The 20,824-nt window shown below is 60.1% G+C and carries 1 protein-coding gene; it reads left to right on the top strand.

Going from position 1 to position 20,824, the window contains the following annotated elements:
* Positions 1 to 52: 52 nt before the first annotated feature.
* On the top strand, positions 53 to 20,824 hold the full coding sequence (siiEA, locus tag EQY_RS0102100) for a BapA-related adhesin SiiEA (RefSeq protein WP_000052488.1): 20,772 nt from the start codon (positions 53 to 55) through the stop codon (positions 20,822 to 20,824).

Raw genomic sequence — 20,824 nt, 5'->3', positions numbered from 1 at the left:
TTTAGATAAATGGACTCGCTAAGGATGTGCGCCATTTATCAGGAATGCCATTATGAGCCTGATTATTGATGTTATTTCGCGTAAAACATCCGTCAAACAAACGCTGATTAATCCTGGCGACGTTACGGTTGTTATTTATGAGCCCTCTGTGGTGCAGGTTCATGCTCAGGCATCTGCCGTTGCGCGTTACGTTCGCGAAGGAAATGATCTGTTGATCTATATGCAGGATGGCACGGTTATCCGTTGCAACGGCTATTTCCTGCAAGCGGCAAATACCACTGAACAATCGGAACTGGTCTTTGCCGATGGACAACAGCTAACTCACGTAACGTTTGCCGATGCCGCAGCGGGGGGATTAGCCCCCGTAGAACTGAGCGCCCAGACCACCGCTATTGAAAGCATTGCGCCATTTCTTGATACCGTTGCTCAGACCAGCACCTTCCCGTGGGGATGGTTAGCCGGTGCGGCGGTAGGTGGCGGTGCGCTTGGCGCTTTACTGGCAAGCGGTGGCGATGACGATTCAAAAACTGAAGTGGTTAACAACCCTCCGCCACCCGCCGAGCCAGGCAATGCGACCCCATCATTTTTAGTCACCGATAATCAGGGCGATCAGCGCGGTATTCTTGCCACCAATGACATCACCGATGACACCACGCCAACCTTTAGCGGTAGCGGGCAGGCGGGTGCGACCATCCAAATCAAAGACAGCAACGGCAATACTATTGCCAGTGCTCAGGTAGACAGCAACGGGCACTGGAGCGTCTCTTTACCCACGCAAAGCGCAGGTGAACATACCTGGTCAGTGGTGCAAATTGTCGGTAGCACCATCACTGACGCTGGTTCGATAACGTTAACCATCGACGACAGCCAGGCCAGCGTGCAGGTCGCCACCACCGCAGGCGATAACATTATTAACGCCAGCGAACAGGCCGCCGGATTTACGCTTTCAGGTACGACGAGCAACTTGCCGCAGGGAACAGAACTCAGCGTCACGCTAAACGGTAAAACCTACACCACCAGCGTAGGTGCTAACGGCGCGTGGAGCGTGCAGGTGCCGACCGCTGACGCCCAGGCGTTAGGCGAAGGGAATCAGGCAGTGCTGGTCAGCGGGAAAGATGCCACGGGCAATACGGTCACCGGCGCGCAGCTGTTAACCGTCGATACTCAGCCGCCGACGCTTGCTATCAACACTATCGCCCAGGACAACATTGTCAGCGCCGCAGAACATAACGCCGCGCTGGTATTGAGCGGGACTTCGAATGCTGAAGCCGGGCAAATCGTTACACTGACAGTAAATGGTAAAAGCCATACAGCAACCGTCGGTAGCGATGGCACATGGCAGGTGGCGCTGCCTGCCGCAGAAGTGCAGGCGCTGGCAGATGGTAACTACGCCGTAAATGCCAGCGTCAGCGACCGGGCAGGAAACACCACCAGCAACAGCGCGAATTTCGTGGTAGATACCAGCGCGCCGACGATTAACGTCAACACCGTGGCGGGCGACGATATTCTTAATAATGCCGAACAGGCCGTCGCACAGATCATCTCCGGAAATGTCAGCGGTGCTTCTCCTGGCGATACGGTGACTGTGAAATTGGGCGCTCATGTCCTGACGGGCGTCGTGCTGGCAGACGGTAGCTGGAATGTGGCGCTGGATCCGGCGGTAACCCGCACGCTGGATCGCGGAGCCAATACGATTTTCGTCACCGTGACAGATGCCGCCGGAAATACCGGCGCGGCGTCTCGTGCAATCACGCTGGTAGGTGTTTCTCCGTTGATCACCATTAACACCGTCTCCGGCGATGACATTATCAGTGGCGCAGAAAAAGGTGCGCCACTGACCCTTACCGGTAGCACTCAACAGGCCGAGACAGGACAAACCGTCACAGTAACCCTGGCTGGACAGAGTTTTACCACTACCGTGCAGGCCGATGGCTCCTGGAGTCTGACAGTACCCGCTGCCAATATGGGTGATCTGCCTGACGGTGCCGTAGCGATTACCGCTTCTGTGACGGATCTCAGTGGTAATACCGGCAACACCTCCCGCACCATTACCGTCGATAGCCAGGCGCCGGCCTTAAGCATTGATCCACTGACCGCCGACAACATCATCAACGCCGCCGAAAGCGGGCAGGATCTGCCCATTACTGGCACCACTGACGCCCAGCCGGGGCAGACGGTAACGGTGACGCTTAACGGGCAGACGTATCAGGGCATCGTGCAACCAGATGGCACATGGAGTGTGACGGTTCCTGCCGCCAACGTTGACGCACTGGCTGACGGCAACGCCACGGTCACCGCCAGCGTGAACGATGTTGCTGGTAACCCGAGCAGCGTTTCACGCGTGGCGCTGGTCGATGCCACGCCGCCTGTGGTGACCATTAATCCGGTGGCAAGCGATAACGTCATTAACACGCCGGAACATACCCAGGCGCAAATCATCAGCGGCACAGTTACCGGAGCGCAGGCTGGCGATATTGTCACCGTTACGCTGAATAATGTGGATTACACCACGGTGGTGGATGCTTCCGGCAACTGGAGCCTGGGCGTTCCGGCTTCCGTTGTCAGCGGGCTGGTGGACGGCAGTTATCCGATCAACGTTTCAGTGACTGACCGCGCCGGAAACAGCGGCAGCCAGGCACTCACCGTCACGGTTAATACCGCCGCGCCAGTGGTTGGAATTAATACCATTGCTGGCGATGATGTGATTAACGCCAGCGAAAAAGGAGCCGATGTTCAAATTACCGGCACCAGCGATCAACCTGTTAATACCGCCATCACCGTGACGCTGAACGGGCAAAATTACACCACCACGACCGACGCCTCCGGCAACTGGAGCGTCACCGTTCCGGCGTCGGCGGTAACCGCATTAGGCCAGGCCAACTACACGGTGACGGCAGCGGTGACCAGTAGTATTGGCAACAGCGCCACCGCCAGCCATAACGTGCTGGTCGATAGCGCGCTGCCCGGCGTGACCATTAATCCTGTGGCGAGCGACGATATTATTAACGCCGCCGAAGCGGGCGCTGCGCAAACCATCAGCGGGCAGGTGACGGGTGCAGCCGTTGGCGACACGGTAACTATTACGTTGGGCGGTAATACCTACACGACTACCGTCCTGGCTGGTTTAAGCTGGAGCGTGAGCGTTCCGGCAGCAGATATTCAGGCGTTGGGTAATGGTGATTTAACGGTTAATGCCTCGGTCACCAATCAAAACGGTAACACCGGCAGCGGCACGCGGGATATCACCATCGACGCCAATCTGCCCGGTCTGCGGGTCGATACGGTGGCGGGCGATGATGTGGTCAATATCATCGAACATGGGCAGGCGCTGGTGGTTACCGGCAGCAGCTCGGGGCTGGCTGAAGGCACGCCGCTAACCGTCACAATTAATAACGTCGAATACACTACTGCGGTGCAGGCCGATGGTAGCTGGAGCGTGGGTGTTACAGCGACGCAGGTTAGCGCCTGGCCTGCGGGGACGGTGACGGTTGCCGTGTCCGGGGAAAGTAGCGCCGGAAATCCGGTGAGCATCGCCCATTCCGTTACGGTCGATCTCACACCGGCGGCGATCGCCATCAATACCATCGCCACGGACGACGTGATTAACGCCGCAGAAAAAGGCACTGATTTAACGCTTTCCGGCACCACCACTAACGTAGAGCCAGGCCAAACCGTCGCCATTACCTTTGGCGGTAAAAATTACACTGCCAGCGTGGCGAGCGATGGTAGCTGGACAACCACTGTACCCGCTGCCGATTTAGCGTCATTAACCGATGGTAGCGCCACCGCGCAGGCCAGCGTCAGCAACGTCAACGGCAATAGCGCCTCGGCGGTGCATAACTACAGCGTCGATAGCAGCGCGCCGACCATCATTATCAATACTGTTGCCAGCGACAATATCGTTAACGCCAGTGAAGCCGACGCGGGCGTGACGGTGAGTGGCAGCACCACCGCTGAAGCGGGGCAGATTGTTACGGTAACGCTCAATAGCCCGACCGTGCAGACCTATCAGGCAACGGTACAGGCCGATGGCAGCTGGAGTATTACTATTCCGGCGGCAGATCTTGAGGCATTGACGGATGGCAGCCACACCCTGACCGCGACGGTCAATGACAAAGCGGGCAACCCGGCGAGCACCACGCACAATCTGGCGGTGGATCTCACCGTTCCGGTACTCACCATCAACACCATTGCGGGCGACGATATTATTAACGCCGCCGAACACGGGCAGGCGCTGGTGATTTCCGGTTCCAGCACCGGCGGAGAAGCGGGGGATGTCGTCACCGTCACGCTAAACAGTAAAACCTATACAACAACGCTGGACGCCTCCGGCAACTGGAGCGTCGGCGTTCCGGCGGCGGATGTCACCGCGCTTGGTAGCGGCCAGCAAACTGTTACCGCCATGGTGACTGATGCGGCAGGCAACAACGATAGTGAGACGCACACGGTCACCGTTAACCTTACCGCGCCGACCATTGGCATTAACACCATCGCCACCGATGACGTGATTAACGCCACGGAAAAAGGCGCGGATCTGCAAATCAGCGGCACCAGCAACCAGCCCGCAGGCACCGCAATTACGGTGACGCTTAACGGGCAAAATTACACCGCCACGACGGATGCAGCAGGTAACTGGAGCACTACGGTGCCTGCCTCCGCCGTCGGTGCGCTGGGTGAAGCCAGCTACACGGTGACGGCGAACGTCACCGACAGCGCAGGTAACAGCAATTCCGCCAGCCATAACGTGCAGGTCAATACCGCGCTGCCTGGTGTCACCATTAATCCGGTGGCGAGCGACGATATTATTAACGCCGCCGAATCGGGCGTGGCGCAGACCATCAGCGGCCAGGTGACGGGCGCGGCGGCGGGCGATACGGTTACCGTAACGCTTGGCGGGAAAACCTACACCGCTACCGTGCAAGGCAATTTAAGCTGGAGCGTGGACGTTCCGGCGGCGGATATTCAGGCCATCGGTAATGGCGATCTGACGGTTAACGCTTCGGTGACCAACGGCGTTGGCAACACCGGCAGCGGTTCGCGAGATATTACTATCGACGCCAATTTGCCGGGTCTGCGCGTTGATACCGTGGCGGGCGATGATGTGGTCAACAGCATCGAGCACGCTCAGGCACTGGTGATAACTGGTAGCAGCAGTGGGCTGGCGACGGGCGCGGCACTGACGGTGGTGATTAACACGGTCACTTACGCTGCAACAGTATTAGCCGATGGCACATGGAGCGTTGGCGTTCCGGCGGCAGATGTGGGCAACTGGCCTGCGGGGACGGTGAATATCACGGTTTCAGGCGCCAGTAGCGCCGGAAACCCGGTCACTATTACCCACCCGGTCACCGTCGATCTGGCGGCGGTGGCGATCTCCATTAACACCGTTTCCGGTGATGATGTGATTAACGCCGCCGAAAAAGGGGCAGATTTAACCCTGTCCGGCAGCACCTCTGGCGTGGAAGCGGGGCAAACGGTCACCGTCACCTTTGGCGGAAAAACCTATACCGCGACCGTAGCGGGCGATGGTAGCTGGACAACCACCGTGCCTGCCGCCGATCTCAACGCGTTACGCGACGGCGACGCCACGGTACAGGCCAGCGTCAGCAACGTTAACGGCAACACGGCTTCGGCGACGCACGCCTATAGCGTCGATGCCACGGCACCGACACTTGCCATTAACACCATCGCCACTGACGATATTCTTAACGCCGCCGAGGCGGGCAATCCGTTAACCATCAGCGGCACCACTACCGCCGAAGCGGGGCAGATGGTCACCGTTACCCTTAATGGCGTGACTTATACTGGCACCGTCCAGGCGGACGGCAGCTGGAGCGTCAGCGTACCGACGGCGGATCTCAGCAATCTGACCGCCAGCCAGTACACGGTCAGCGCCTCGATAAGCGATAAAGCGGGTAACCCGGCGACCGCCACTCACGGCCTGGCGGTGGATCTCACTGTTCCAGTGCTGACCATCAACACTGTCTCCGGCGATGACATAATTAACGCTACCGAGCACGGGCAGGCGCTGGTGATCTCCGGTTCCAGCACTGGTGGCGAAGCGGGCGATGTCATCACCGTCACGTTAAACAGTAAAACCTACACCACCACGCTGGACGCTTCCGGCAACTGGAGCGTCGGCGTTCCGGCGGCAGATGTCACTGCGCTGGGCAGCGGCGCACAAACCATCACCGTGACCATTACCGACGCGGCAGGCAACAGCGACGACGCCAGCCGCACGGTTACTGTGAATCTCACCTCGCCGACAATTGGCATCAACACCATTGCTACAGATGACGTGATTAACGCCACGGAAAAAGGTGCGGATCTGCAAATCACCGGCACCAGTAATCAGCCTGCTGGCACCACAATTACAGTGACGCTGAATGGGCAAAATTACACCGCCACCACAGATAGCAACGGCAACTGGAGTGCCACGGTGCCAGCATCAGCGGTTAGCGCGCTGGGTGAAGCCAACTACACGGTAACGGTGAACGTCACCGACAGCGCGGGTAACAGCAACTCCGCCAGCCATAGCGTGCTGGTTAACAGCGCCTTGCCTGCTGTCACCATTAACGCGGTGGCAACCGACGATATTATTAACGCTGCTGAATCCGGCAACGCGCAAACCATCAGTGGCCAGGTCACGGGTGCGGCGCAGGGAGATACGGTCACCATTACGCTGGGCGGCAATACCTACACCGCCACGGTGCAGGCTAATTTAAGCTGGAGCGTCAGCGTTCCGGCGGCAGATATGCAGGCGCTGGGTAACGGCTCCTTGACGGTTAACGCCTCGGTGACCAACGTCGTCGGCAACACCGGCAGCGGCTCGCGAGACATCACTATCGATGCCAATCTGCCTGGCCTGCGTGTCGATACCGTAGCGGGTGATGATGTTATTAACAGCATTGAGCACAATCAGGCGCTGGTGATCACCGGGAGCAGCACCGGATTAACGGTGGGAACCGCGTTAACGGTCGTTATCAATAACGTCACTTACGGCGCGACGGTGTTAGCCGACGGCACATGGAACCTCGGCGTTCCGGCGGCAGACGTCAGTAACTGGCCTGCGGGAACGGTGGATATCACGGTAAGCGGCACCAACAGCGCCGGAACAACCTCCACCATCACCCATCCGGTTACCGTCGATCTGGCGGCGGTCGCTATCACCATTAACACCCTTTCCGGCGATGATGTGATCAACGCCGTCGAAAAAGGCGAAACGCTGGTCGTAAGCGGCAGCACCAGCGGTGTGGAAGCCGGGCAGACGGTGACCGTGACCTTCGGTGGCAAAAATTACACCACTACCGTTGAAGCCAACGGTAGCTGGACGGTGAATGTGCCGCCTGCCGATCTCGCTGCGCTGCCGGACGGCGCGGGCAACGTGCAGGCGAGCGTCAGCAACATTAACGGCAATAATGCCCAGGCGGATCGCGCGTACAGCGTCGATGCCACCGCGCCGCTTGTGACCATTAACACCATCGCCAGTGACGATATTCTCAACGTGAGCGAAGCGGGCGCGGGAGTAACCATCAGCGGCACCACCACGGCGCAGGCCGGGCAGACGCTGACCGTCACGCTCAATAACAACACTTACCAGACCACCGTCCAGGCCGATGGCACCTGGAGCGTGAACGTTCCGGCAACGGATTTGAGCGGATTAACCGCCAGTAGCTATACCGTGACTGCGACGGTGAGCGACAAAGCGGGCAACCAGGCAAGCGCCGACCACGCACTGGCGGTGGATGTCACCGCGCCGGATCTCACCATTAATACCGTCGCGGGCGATGACATTATCAACGCCATCGAACACGGTCAGGCGCTGGTGGTGAGCGGCACCAGCACGGGCGCGGCGGCGGGCGATGTGGTGACCGTCACGCTCAACGGTAAAAACTACACTACCACGCTGGATGCCTCCGGTAACTGGAGCGTGGGTATTCCGGCGGTGGATGTCACGGCGCTGGCAACCGGCAGCCAGACCATCACCGCCAGCCTGAGCGATCGCGCGGGCAACAGCGACAGCACGACTCACGATGTGACCGTTGATCTCAGCGGCCCGACGCTGACCATCAACACCGTCTCCGGCGATGACATCATTAACAATACCGAGAAAACCCAGGATCTGACCATCAGCGGCGGCTCCAGCGGTCTGGCGACCGGCACCACGGTCACCGTGATGTTGAACGGCCTGGCGTACAGCGCCACCACCGATGGTTCTGGCAACTGGAGCATTACCGTGCCTGCTTCGGCGGTCGGCGCCTTGGGCGAGGCGGTTTATTCGATTAGCGCCAGCGCCACCGACAGCGCGGGCAACAGCGGCAGTACTACCCATACAGTGAATGTCGAATCGCTCCTGCCTGGGGTGATCATTAACACCGTGGCAGGTGATGACATTATCAACGCAGCTGAAATCGCCGTTAACCAGACCATCAGTGGTCAGGTAACGGGAACGGCGCAGGCGGGGAATACGGTGACGGTCACGCTTGGTGGCAACCAGTATACCGCTACCGTGCAGCCAGATTTAAGCTGGAGTGTCAGCGTGCCGGCGGCAGATTTGCAGGCGTTGGGTAACGGTGAGCTGACCATCAGCGCCTCGGTGACCAACACCACAGGCAATACCGGCACCGCCACGCACGACATCGTGATAGACGCCAACCTGCCTGGTCTGCGCGTCGATACCGTGGCAGGCGATGATGTGGTCAATATTATCGAGCACGGTCAGGCGCTGGTTGTCACTGGTAGCAGTACCGGACTGGCGGTGGGGACGCCACTAACCGTGGAAATCAACAGCGTCACCTATGGCGCAACGGTATTAGCCGATGGCACCTGGAGCGTGGGCGTTCCGGCGACGGATGTCGCTAACTGGCCTGCGGGGACAGTCGATATTACGGTTACAGGCACTAACACCGCCGGAACAACTACCAGTATTAGCCATCCGGTCACGGTCGATCTCGCCGACGTGGCGATTACCATCAATACACTTTCCGGCGACGATGTGATTAACGCCGCCGAAAAGGGCAGTGATTTGCAGCTTTCCGGCACCACCTTCGGCGTGGAAGCGGGGCAAACCATTACCGTTATTTTTGGCGGCAAAAGCTACACCACGACGGTTGCTGCGGATAATACCTGGGGGATGACAATCCCAGCCGTCGATCTCACGGCTTTACCAGACGGCGCAGCAAACGTACAAGCCAGCGTCAGCAACGTAGCAGGCAACATCGCCCAGACAACACATGCTTACAGCGTTGATGCCACCGCGCCCTCTGTCACCATCAACACCATCGCCACGGACGATATTCTTAATGCCGCCGAAGCCGGAACGGCGCTGACCATCAGCGGCACCAGCACGGCAGAAGCCGGGCAGATGGTGACCGTGACGCTAAACGGCGTCAATTACAGCGGCAACGTACAAGCAGACGGAAGCTGGAGCATCAGCGTACCAACTGGCGATTTAGCGAATCTCACCGCCAGCTCGTATACCGTCAACGCGGCGGTCAGCGACAAAGCCGGAAATCCGGCCTCGGCAACGCATAATCTGGCGGTGGATCTGATTGCCCCAGTCGTCACCATCAACACGGTGGCGGGCGACGACATCATTAACGCCACGGAACACAGCCAGGCGCAGATTATCAGCGGCTCGGCAACGGGCGCGACCACAGGTAACACGGTTTCCGTGACGATTGGCACGACCACCTATACCACGGTGCTGGATGCCAACGGCAACTGGAGCATCGGTGTGCCTGCCAGCGTGATATCCGCACTGGCGCAGGGCGATGTGACCATTACCGCCACGGTCACCGACTCCGCAGGCAACAGCGGCACAGCCTCGCACATCGTCAGCGTGGCGCTCGGTGCTCCGGTACTCGGCATTAACACTATCGCCGTCGACGACATCATCAATGCCACGGAGAAAGGCGCGGATCTGGCGATTTCCGGCAGCAGCAACCAGCCTGCGGGCACGCAGGTAACCGTGACGCTCAACGGGCAAAATTACACCACCACAGCCGATGCTTCCGGTAACTGGAGCGTGACCGTTCCGGCGTCCGCTGTGAGCGTGCTCGGTGAAGCCACTTACACGGTGACCGCCGCCGCTACTGACTCCGCTGGCAACAGCGGTTCCGCCAGCCATAACGTGCAGGTTAATACCGCGCTGCCGGGCGTCACCATTAACATTGTGGCAACGGACGATATTATTAACGCTGCCGAAGCAGGGGCAGATCAAACTATCAGCGGTCAGGTTACAGGCGCGGCGGCGGGCGACACGGTAACCGTCACGCTGGGTGGCGAGACTTACACGGCGACAGTGCAGGCCAATTTAAGCTGGAGTATTAATGTTCCGGCAGCCGCTTTACAGGCGTTGGGCAACGGCGAGTTGAGCATTTCGGCTTCGGTGACGAACAGCGTGGGCAATACTGGCAGCGGTACGCGTGACATTACCATTGACGCTAATCTCCCAGGTCTGCGGGTCGATACCGTCGCTGGCGATGATGTGGTGAATATCATCGAGCACGGTCAGGCACTGGTGGTAACCGGCAGCAGTTCTGGTCTGGCAGCGGGTGCCGTACTCACGGTTTCGATTAATAGCCAGAACTATAGCGCAACGGTTTTAGCCGATGGTTCATGGAGCGTCGGCGTTCCGGCGGTGGATGTCAGCGCCTGGCCTGCGGGGACGGTCACGATTACGGCGAGTGGTAGCACCACCGCCGGAAATCCGGTCAGCGTCACGCACCCGGTCACCGTCGATCTCACGGCGATTGCCGTCAGCATCAACGCCATTACCGCTGATGATGTGATTAACGCCGCCGAAAAAGGCGCGGCGTTAACGCTCTCCGGCAGCACGTCCGGCGTGGAGGCCGGGCAAACGGTCACCGTCACCTTTGGCGGCAAAAACTACACTGCAAGCGTCGCGGCGAATGGTTCGTGGAGCACCACGGTTCCGGCGGCGGATATGGCAGCCCTGCGTGATGGCGATGCCAGCGCACAGGCCAGCGTCAGCAATGTTAACGGCAACAGCGCCATCACTACCCACGCGTACAGCGTCGATGCCAGCGCGCCAACGGTGACCATCAACACTATTGCGGGCGACGACATTCTTAACGCCACCGAAGCCGGTACGGCGCTGACCATCACCGGCAGCAGCACGGCGGAAGCGGGGCAAACGGTGACCGTCACCCTCAATGGCGCAAACTATACCGGCACCGTACAAACGGACGGTAGCTGGAGCGTCAGCGTGCCGCCAGCAGCGTTAAGCGCCTTGACCGCCAGTAACTACACCGTCAGCGCGGCGGTGAGCGACAAAGCCGGAAACCCGGCCTCCGCTAACCATAACCTGACGGTGGATACTTCCGTTCCGGTTGTCACCATCAACACGGTGGCGGGTGATGATGTGATCAACGCGACTGAACACGCCCAGGCGCAGATTATCAGCGGCTCCGCCACGGGTGCGGCAACCGGTAGCACCGTCACGGTGACTATCGGCACCAATACCTTCACCACGGTGCTGGATGCCAGCGGTAACTGGAGCGTCGGCGTACCGGCAAGCGTTGTCTCGGCACTGGCGAACGGCACGGTGACCATCAACGCCAGCGTCACCGATGCCGGGGGCAACAGCGGCAGCGCCACGCATCAGGTGACGGTCAATACCGGCCTGCCAACCATTACCTTTAACGCCATCAGCGGCGATAACGTGCTGAATGCCGATGAAAAAGGTCAGCCGTTGACCATCAGCGGCAGTAGTACGGGGCTGGCGACCGGCGCACAGGTTACCGTCACGCTCAACGGTCATAACTACAGCGCCACCACCGACGCGGCGGGCAACTGGACGTTAACCGTACCGGTGAGCGATCTGGCGGCCTTAGGCCAGGCCAACTATACCGTCAGCGCCAGTGCTACCAGCGCGGAGGGTAACACCGCCAGCAGCCAGGCGAATTTACTGGTCGACAGCGGCCTGCCGGGCGTCACCATCAACACCGTGGCAGGCGACGATATTATCAACGCCGCTGAAGCGGGCGCCGATCAAACCATCAGCGGGGTGGTGACCCGCGCCGCCGCTGGCGATACGGTCACCGTCACGCTGGGCGGCAACACTTACACCACCACGGTACAGGGCAACTTAAGCTGGAGTATCAGCGTTCCGGCAGCCGATCTCCAGGCGTTGGGCAATGGCGATTTGACCATTAACGCTTCGGTGACCAACGCGAATGGCAATACGGGCAGCGGTACGCGGGATATCACCATTGACGCTAACCTGCCAGGGCTGCGCGTGGATACGGTGGCGGGCGATGATATTGTCAACAGCATTGAACACGGGCAGGCGCTGGTGATCACTGGTGGCAGTAGTGGCCTGAATGCAGGTGTGCCGTTGACGATCACGATCAACGGCACAGTTTATTCCGCCACGGTACAGGCGGACGGAAGCTGGAGCGTCGGCATTCCAGCGGCAAACGTCAGCGCCTGGCCTGCGGGGGCGTTAACCATTGACGTGACAGGCCAGAGCAGCGCCGGAAACCCGGTCAGCGTCAGCCATCCGTTCACCGTCGATTTAACGGCGGTGGCAATCAGCATCAACACCGTTGCCAGCGACGACGTAATTAATGCCGCTGAAAAAGGTGCCGATCTGACCCTTTCCGGCAGCACCAGCGGAATTGAAAGCGGGCAAACCGTCACCGTCACTTTTGGCGGCAAAACCTACACTGCAAGCGTCGCCGCCAACGGGAACTGGAGTGTGAACGTTCCGGCGGCGGATCTGGCAACCTTGCCAGACGGCGCGGCAAACGTGCAGGCCAGCGTCAGCAGCGCGAGTGGCAATAACGCTTCGGCAACCCATGCGTACAGCGTCGATGCCAGCGCGCCAACGCTCACCATAAACACCATAGCCAGCGACGATATCCTGAACGCCATGGAGGCCGGAAGCCCACTCACCCTCAGCGGCACCAGCACCGCCGAAACCGGGCAGACGGTGACCGTCACCCTTAACGGCGCAACCTACACCGGTAATGTACAGGCGGACGGTAGCTGGAGTGTCAGTGTTCCTACTTCAGCCTTAGGCGCGCTGACCGCAAGCAATTACACCGTCAGCGCCACGGTCAACGACAAAGCGGGCAACCCCGGCAGCGCCAGCCATAATCTGGCAGTAGACACCACCGCGCCGGTTCTCACCATTAACACCGTGGCGGGCGATGACATCATCAACGACGCCGAACACGCCCAGGCGCTGGTGATCTCCGGCACCAGCAGCGGCGGGGAAGCGGGCGATGTGGTGAGCGTTGTGCTCAACGGCAAAACCTACACCACCACGTTGGACGCCTCCGGTAACTGGAGCGTCGGAGTACCGGCGGCGGATGTGACGGCGCTGGGTAGCGGTGCGCAGACGATCACTGCCAGCGTCAGCGATCGGGCAGGCAACAGCGATGACGCCAGCCGCACCGTTACCGTCAGCCTCACTGCGCCAGTGATTGGTATCAACACCATCGCGGGCGATGACGTGATCAACGCGACGGAAAAAGGATCTGATCTGGCGCTTTCCGGCACCAGCGATCAGCCTGCGGGTACGGCGATCACCGTGACGCTGAACGGACAAAACTACAGCGCCACCACCGACGCCTCCGGCAACTGGAGCGTTACCGTTCCTGCCTCGGCGGTCAGTGCGCTGGGTGAGGCGACCTACAGCGTGACGGCGAGCGTCACCAACGCTCAGGGCAACAGCAGCACCGCCAGCCATAACGTACAGGTCAATACCGCGCTGCCGGGCGTCACGATCAATCCGGTGGCGACGGACGATATTATCAACGCCGCTGAAGCCGGCAGCGCACAAACCATCAGCGGCCAGGTCACCGGGGCGGCGGCGGGCAGCACCGTCACCGTTGAACTGGGCGGTAAAACTTACACCGCCATCGTCCAGCCAGATTTAAGCTGGAATGTGAGCGTACCTGCCGCCGACTGGCAGGCGTTGGGTAACGGTGAGTTAACGGTTAACGCCTCGGTGACCAGCGCCGTTGGCAACATCGGTAGCGGCACGCGCGATATCACCATCGATGCCAGTCTGCCAGGTCTGCGGGTGGATACCGTTGCGGGCGATGATGTGGTCAATATCATCGAACACGCTCAGGCGCAGGTGATTACCGGCAGCAGTTCCGGCTTTGCGGCAGGCACGGCGTTGACGGTGGTGATAAATAACCAAACTTACGCCGCCACGGTGCTGGCGAACGGCACCTGGAGCGTCGGCGTTCCGGCGGCGGATGTCAGCAACTGGCCTGCGGGAACGCTGAATATTACCGTTAGCGGGGCGAACAGTGCCGGAACGCAAACCAGTATTACCCATCCGCTGACCGTTGATCTCACCGCCGTCGCCATCAGCATGAACAGCATCACCAGCGATGATGTGATTAATGCCGTTGAAAAAGGTGCAGCGTTAACGCTCTCCGGCAGCACATCCGGCGTCGAAGCGGGGCAAACCGTCACCTTTGGCGGTAAAACCTACACCACCACGGTGGCGGCAAACGGTAGCTGGAGCACCACCGTTCCGGCAGCGGATATGGCGGCTCTGCGTGATGGCGATGCCAGCGCCCAGGTGCGGGTGACAAACGTTAACGGCAACAGCGCCACGGCAACGCATGAATACAGCGTCGATAGCGCCGCGCCAACGGTGACCATCAACACCATTGCCAGCGATAACATCATCAACGCCAGCGAAGCGGCAGCGGGCGTAACGGTATCCGGCACCAGCACGGCGGAAGCGGGGCAAACGCTGACCGTCACGTTTAACGGCAGTAACTACCAGACCACGGTGCAGGCAGACGGGAGCTGGAGCTTAACGCTGCCTGCCGGCGACTTAACCGCGCTTGCCAATAATGGCTACACCCTGACCGCTACGGTCAGCGATCTGGCGGGTAACCCTGGCAGCGCCAGCAAAGGCGTGACCGTCGATACCACCGCGCCAGTGATCAGTTTTAACACCGTGGCGGGCGATGATGTGATTAACAACGTCGAACACACCCAGGCGCAGATTATCAGCGGCACCGCCACGGGCGCGGTAGCTGGCGACCGCCTGGTGGTGACCATCGCCGGGCAGCAGTATGTCACCAGCACCGATGCCAGCGGCAACTGGAGCGTCGGCGTGCCTGCCAGCGTGATTTCCGGCCTTACGGATGGCACGGTGACTATCAGCGCCACCATCACCGATAGCGCAGGCAACAGCAGCACCCAAACGCATAACGTGCAGGTCAATACGGCGGCGGTATCGCTCTCGGTCAGCACCATCAGCGGCGATAACCTCATTAACGCCGCCGAAGCAGGCAGTGCGCTGACCCTTAGCGGCACCGGCACCAATTTTGCGACAGGCACAGTGGTGACCGTGTTGCTTAACGGCAAAGGCTACAGCGCCACCATTCAAAGCAACGGGAGCTGGAGCGTGAATGTGCCAGCGGCAGACGTTGCGGCGCTTGCGGATGGCACCAGCTATACGGTTAGCGCCTCCGCTCAGGACAGCGCCGGAAACAGCGCCACGGCCTCGCGCAGCGTGGCGGTGGATCTCACCGCACCGGTTATCAGCATCAACACCGTTTCAACTGACGACCGACTCAACGCCGCCGAACAACAGCAGCCGTTAACCCTTAATGGATCGACCAGCGCGGAAGTGGGGCAGACGGTCACCGTGACCTTTGGCGGCAAAACCTATACCGCCACGGTAGCCGCCAATGGCACCTGGGCGCTGAACGTACCTGCGGCGGATCTGGCAACGCTCGGGCAGGGCGCGCAGACCATCACCGCCAGCGTGAACGATCGAGCGGGCAACCCCGGTCAAACCACGCACGCCCTGACCGTTGACACTGCTGCGCCGACGGTCACCATCGCCACCGTGGCGGGCGACGATATTATCAACAACGTCGAGCAGCTTGCCGGGCAGACCATCAGCGGCACCACCACCGCCGAAGTGGGACAGACGGTAACCGTCACCTTTAACGGTCAGAGCTGGAGCGCAACGGTTGGCAGCGGCGGAAACTGGTCGGTATTTATTCCGGCGCAGCAGTTTGCCGGATTAAGCGACGGCAGCTACACCATCAGCGCGTCGGTCAGCGATCAGGCCGGAAACCCCGGCAGCGCCAGCCGTGGCGTCACGTTGAACGGCGACGTCCCCACCGTCACCATCAACACCTTTGCGGGCGATGATGTGGTGAACGCGGCGGAACACGGTTCGTCTCTGGTTATCAGCGGCACCACCACCGCGCCGGTCGGCCAGACGCTGACTCTTACCTTAAACGGCAAAACCTACACCACCACGGTGCAGACCGGCGGTAGCTGGAGCTACACTCTCGCCAGCGCCGATGTCACCGCGCTGGCGGATGGCAACGCCTATGTGATTAACGCCTCGGTCACTAACGCCATTGGCAACACCGGCAGCAGCAATCACACTATCACCGTCGATCTCAGCGCCCCGGCGATGGGGATTAATATCGATTCCCTGCAAGCCGACACCGGCCTTAGCGCCAGCGACTTTATCACCAGCGTCAGCCCGGTGGTGGTCAATGGCTCACTCACCGCCGCGCTTGCCAGTAACGAGACGGCGCAAATCAGTATCGACGGCGGCGCAACCTGGAGCACGCTCACCGTGACCGGCACGACCTGGCGCTATAACGACAGCCGCACGCTGACTGATGGCAACTATCTCTATCAGGTGCGGGTGATTGATGCGGCGGGCAACGTCGGCGCGACTGACAGCCAGAACGTGGTGATCGACACCATCGCGCCAGATCCAGCGGTGAAAACCATCGCCATCAGCGCGATCACCACCGATACTGGATTGATCACTAACGATTTTATCACCAGCGACACGACGCTGGCGGTGAGCGGCACGCTGGGCGCGGCGCTTTCTGCCGGCGAGTTCGCGCAAATCAGTATCGATGGCGGCACCACCTGGCAGAATCTTTCGGTAAGCGGTTTGACCTGGACGTACCTTGATGGGCGCACGCTGACTGACGGCAACTACAACTATCAGGTGCGGGTTATCGACACCGCCGGAAATATCGGCGCGACCGCCAGCCAGATTGTCACCGTTGACACCAGCGCGCCGCTGGCGAGCAAAACCATCGTCATTGCGGGCATTAGCGATGACACCGGCTTAAGCAGCAGCGATTTTGTTACTCGCGACACGACGCTGACCGTGCGCGGTACACTCGGCGCGGCGCTGGCGGCAGATGAACGGGCACAAATCAGCCTCGACGGCGGTGTTACCTGGACTACGTTAACCGTTATCGGCACCAGCTGGAGCTATGCCGATGGTCGCACACTGACCGACGGCACCTGGAACTACACGGTGCGGGTGGTGGATCTGGCGGGGAACGTCGGGCAGACCGCGACGCAAAACGTGGTGGTCGATACCACCAGCCCGGAAGCGGCGAAAAGCATCACCATTACCGGTATCAGCGATGACACCGGAGCCAGCAGCAGCGACTTTATTACCAGCGATACTACGCTTACCGTGCGCGGCGTGCTGGGCGCGGCGCTCGGCGCTAACGAATTCGCGCAAATCAGTACCGACAACGGCGCAACCTGGGTGAACGTGACGCTGGCGGCAGACGGCCTTAACTGGACATACGCTGATGGGCGCACGTTGACTAACGGCACGACAACCTGGCTGGTGCGGGTGGTCGATCTGGCGGGCAACGTTGGTGCCACCGGCAGCCAGTCGGCGCAGATTGATACCGTTAACCCGGCGCAGGTGTTGACCATCGCCAGCATCAGCACCGACACGGGGAGCTCGGCAACTGACTTTATCACCAGCGATACCTCGCTCACGCTAACCGGTTCGCTGGGAGCGGGGCTTGCCAGCGGCGAAGTAGCGCAGATTAGCCTTGATGGCGGCGCGACCTGGACTACGCTCACCACCAACGGCACGCAGTGGACTTACACCGACAGCCGCACATTGACCGACGGCAGCTACGTTTATCAGGTGCGGGTGCTGGATCTGGCGGGAAATACCGGCCCGGTGGTGTCGAAAACGGTGGTGGTCGATACGATTAACCCCACCGCCACACCAACCATTGTGTCGTATACCGATGATGTCGGGCAGCGGCAGGGGACGTTAAGCAGTGCGCAGGCTACCGACGACACCACGCCGCTGCTGAACGGTGTGCTCTCCGGCCCGCTGGCCAGCGGCGAAGTGGTTTACCTCTACCGTAATGGCCTGCTGTTAGGCGCGGTGACGATGGTCGGCGCACTGAACTGGACCTACAGCGACAGTGGTCTGGTCAGCGGTGCCTATACCTACAGCGCGCGGGTAGTGGATCTGGCGGGGAATATCACCTCCTCCAGTGATTTTATCCTGACAGTCGATACCTCTATTCCGACGACGCTGGCGCAAATCACCAGCCAGACCACGCGTGACACCACGCCAATTATCAGCGGCGTAATCACCGCTGCGCTTGCCAGTGGGCAGTACGTCGAAGTGGTGATCAACGGCAAAACCTACACCTCACAGCCGGGCGGTGCGGTAGTGGTCGATCCGGCGCACAATACCTGGTATGTGCAACTGCCGGATACCGACGCGCTGGCAGCGTCCGCAACTGCTTATAACGTCACCGCGCAGGTGAAAAGCTCGGCGGGCAACGGCAACACCGCCAACGTCAGCAATGGCACGGTGACAGTCAACGCGGCAATTGATTACACGCCAGCCTGGACGACCGCCAATAAAACAACGGCCTGGGGGCTGACCTACGGCCTCGACACGCACGGAATGTGGACGGTGCTGGCTAACCAGCAGGTGATGCAATCTACCGACCCGCTTACCTGGTCGAAGACCGCCCTGACGCTGTATCAGAGCGGCAACAACTACGCCACCAGTTCCATTGCCGATTACGACCGTAACGGTACGGGCGATCTGTTTATTACCCGTGATGATTACGGCACGGGCTATATCAACGGCTTTACCAATAACGGCGACGGCACGTTTTCCAGTGCCATTCTGGTCGCCGTTGGCACTCTGACGTGGTATGGCTCGGTAGTGGCGTTTGATAAAGAGGGCGACGGCTATCTTGATTTCTGGATTGGCGACGCCGGGGGGCCAGACTCCAATACCTTCCTGTGGAATAACGCGGGCACCCTGGTAGGCAACTCCACCGTTGCCAACAACGGCGGGAGCGCCACGGTCGGCGGGGTAGTAAACGGCTATCTTTCACTTAACGAAGGTTCCGGCGTCGATCTGAACAATGACGGCAGGGTAGACCTGGTTCAGCACACCTTTAACCTGAACAACTATTACACGCTCTCTTCGCTCATCAGCCAGGGCAACGGCACGTTTGTCTGGGGGCAGAACACCATCAATACCTTCCTCAGCACGGCGGGCAGCGGCGGCAACTCGACGTCTGTCTCCATGACCTGGGCGGATTTCGATGGCGACGGCGATATGGATCTCTTCCTGCCCGCCAGCCAGGGAAGAGCTAACTACGGCTCCCTGTTATTCAACACCAACGGCGTGCTGGGAAATCCGGTGGCGGTGGGGGCAACGGCAACCACCTACGCCAGCCAGTTTAGCCTGGCGGTGGACTGGAACCACGACGGTCTGATGGATATCGCCCGTATTGCCCAGACCGGACAATCCTACCTTTACACCAACGTTGGCGGAGCCAGCAACTGGACGCAGTCGGTACTCGGCGGCAGCCAGAGCGGCACCACCAGCGGCGTGGCGGCAATGGACTACGACTGGGACGGCGCGGTGGATGTACTGGTGACCAAACAGTCGGGCAGCGTGTTCCTGATCCGCAACACCAACACGGTGAGCTACGGCACTTCGCTGCACCTGCGCATTACCGATCCCAACGGCATTAACGTCTATTACGGCAATACCGTAAAACTGTACAACTCGGCGGGAGTGCTGGTCGCCACGCAAATCATCAACCCGCAGTCGGGGATGGGGGTTAACGACACCTCGGCGCTGGTCAACTTCTACGGGCTGAATGCCGGGGAAACCTACAACGCGGTGCTGATCAAATCCACCGGCACCACAGCCAGCAATATCGACCAGACGGTCAACACCAGCTGGGGCGGCTTACAGGCCACCGATGCCACCCACGCTTACGATCTCAGCGCCGAAGCGGGTACCGCGAGCAACAACGGCAAGTTCGTCGGCACCGGTTATAACGACACCTTCTTTGCCACCGCAGGCACCGATACCTACGACGGTTCCGGCGGCTGGGTGTACAGCTCCGGCACCGGAACGTGGCTTGCGAACGGCGGTATGGACGTGGTTGATTTCCGGCTTTCGACGGTGGGCGTGACCGCTAACTTAAGCAGCACCGCCGCCCAGGCTACTGGCTTTAACACCTCGACATTTACCAATATCGAAGGCATTTCCGGCTCGAATTTTAACGACACTCTGACCGGCAGCAGCGGCGATAACCAACTGGAAGGGCGCGGCGGCAACGACACCCTTAACATCGGAAACGGCGGTCACGATACCTTGCTCTATAAACTGCTCAACGCCAGTGACGCTACCGGCGGCAACGGCTCAGACGTGGTGAATGGCTTTACGGTAGGGACATGGGAAGGCACCGCCGACACCGATCGCATTGATATCCGCGAGTTGTTACAGGGCAGCGGCTACACCGGCAACGGCAAAGCCAGCTACGTCAACGGCGTGGCAACGCTGGATGCGCAGGCCGGGAACATCGGTGATTTTGTCAAAGTCACCCAGAGCGGCAGCGACACCATCGTGCAGATCGACCGCGACGGCACGGGCAGCGGCTTTGCGACAGCTAACGTGGTCACGCTGACGGGCGTGCATACCGACCTCGCCACCTTACTGGCGAATCATCAGTTGATGGTGGTGTAG

Origin of the sequence: Escherichia sp. TW14182 (assembly GCF_000208525.1) — a bacterium.
In the GTDB taxonomy this organism is placed as follows: Bacteria; Pseudomonadota; Gammaproteobacteria; order Enterobacterales; family Enterobacteriaceae; genus Escherichia; species Escherichia ruysiae.
Note: the sequence above shows the minus strand (reverse complement) of the source record. Positions and strands in the feature narration are given on the sequence as shown.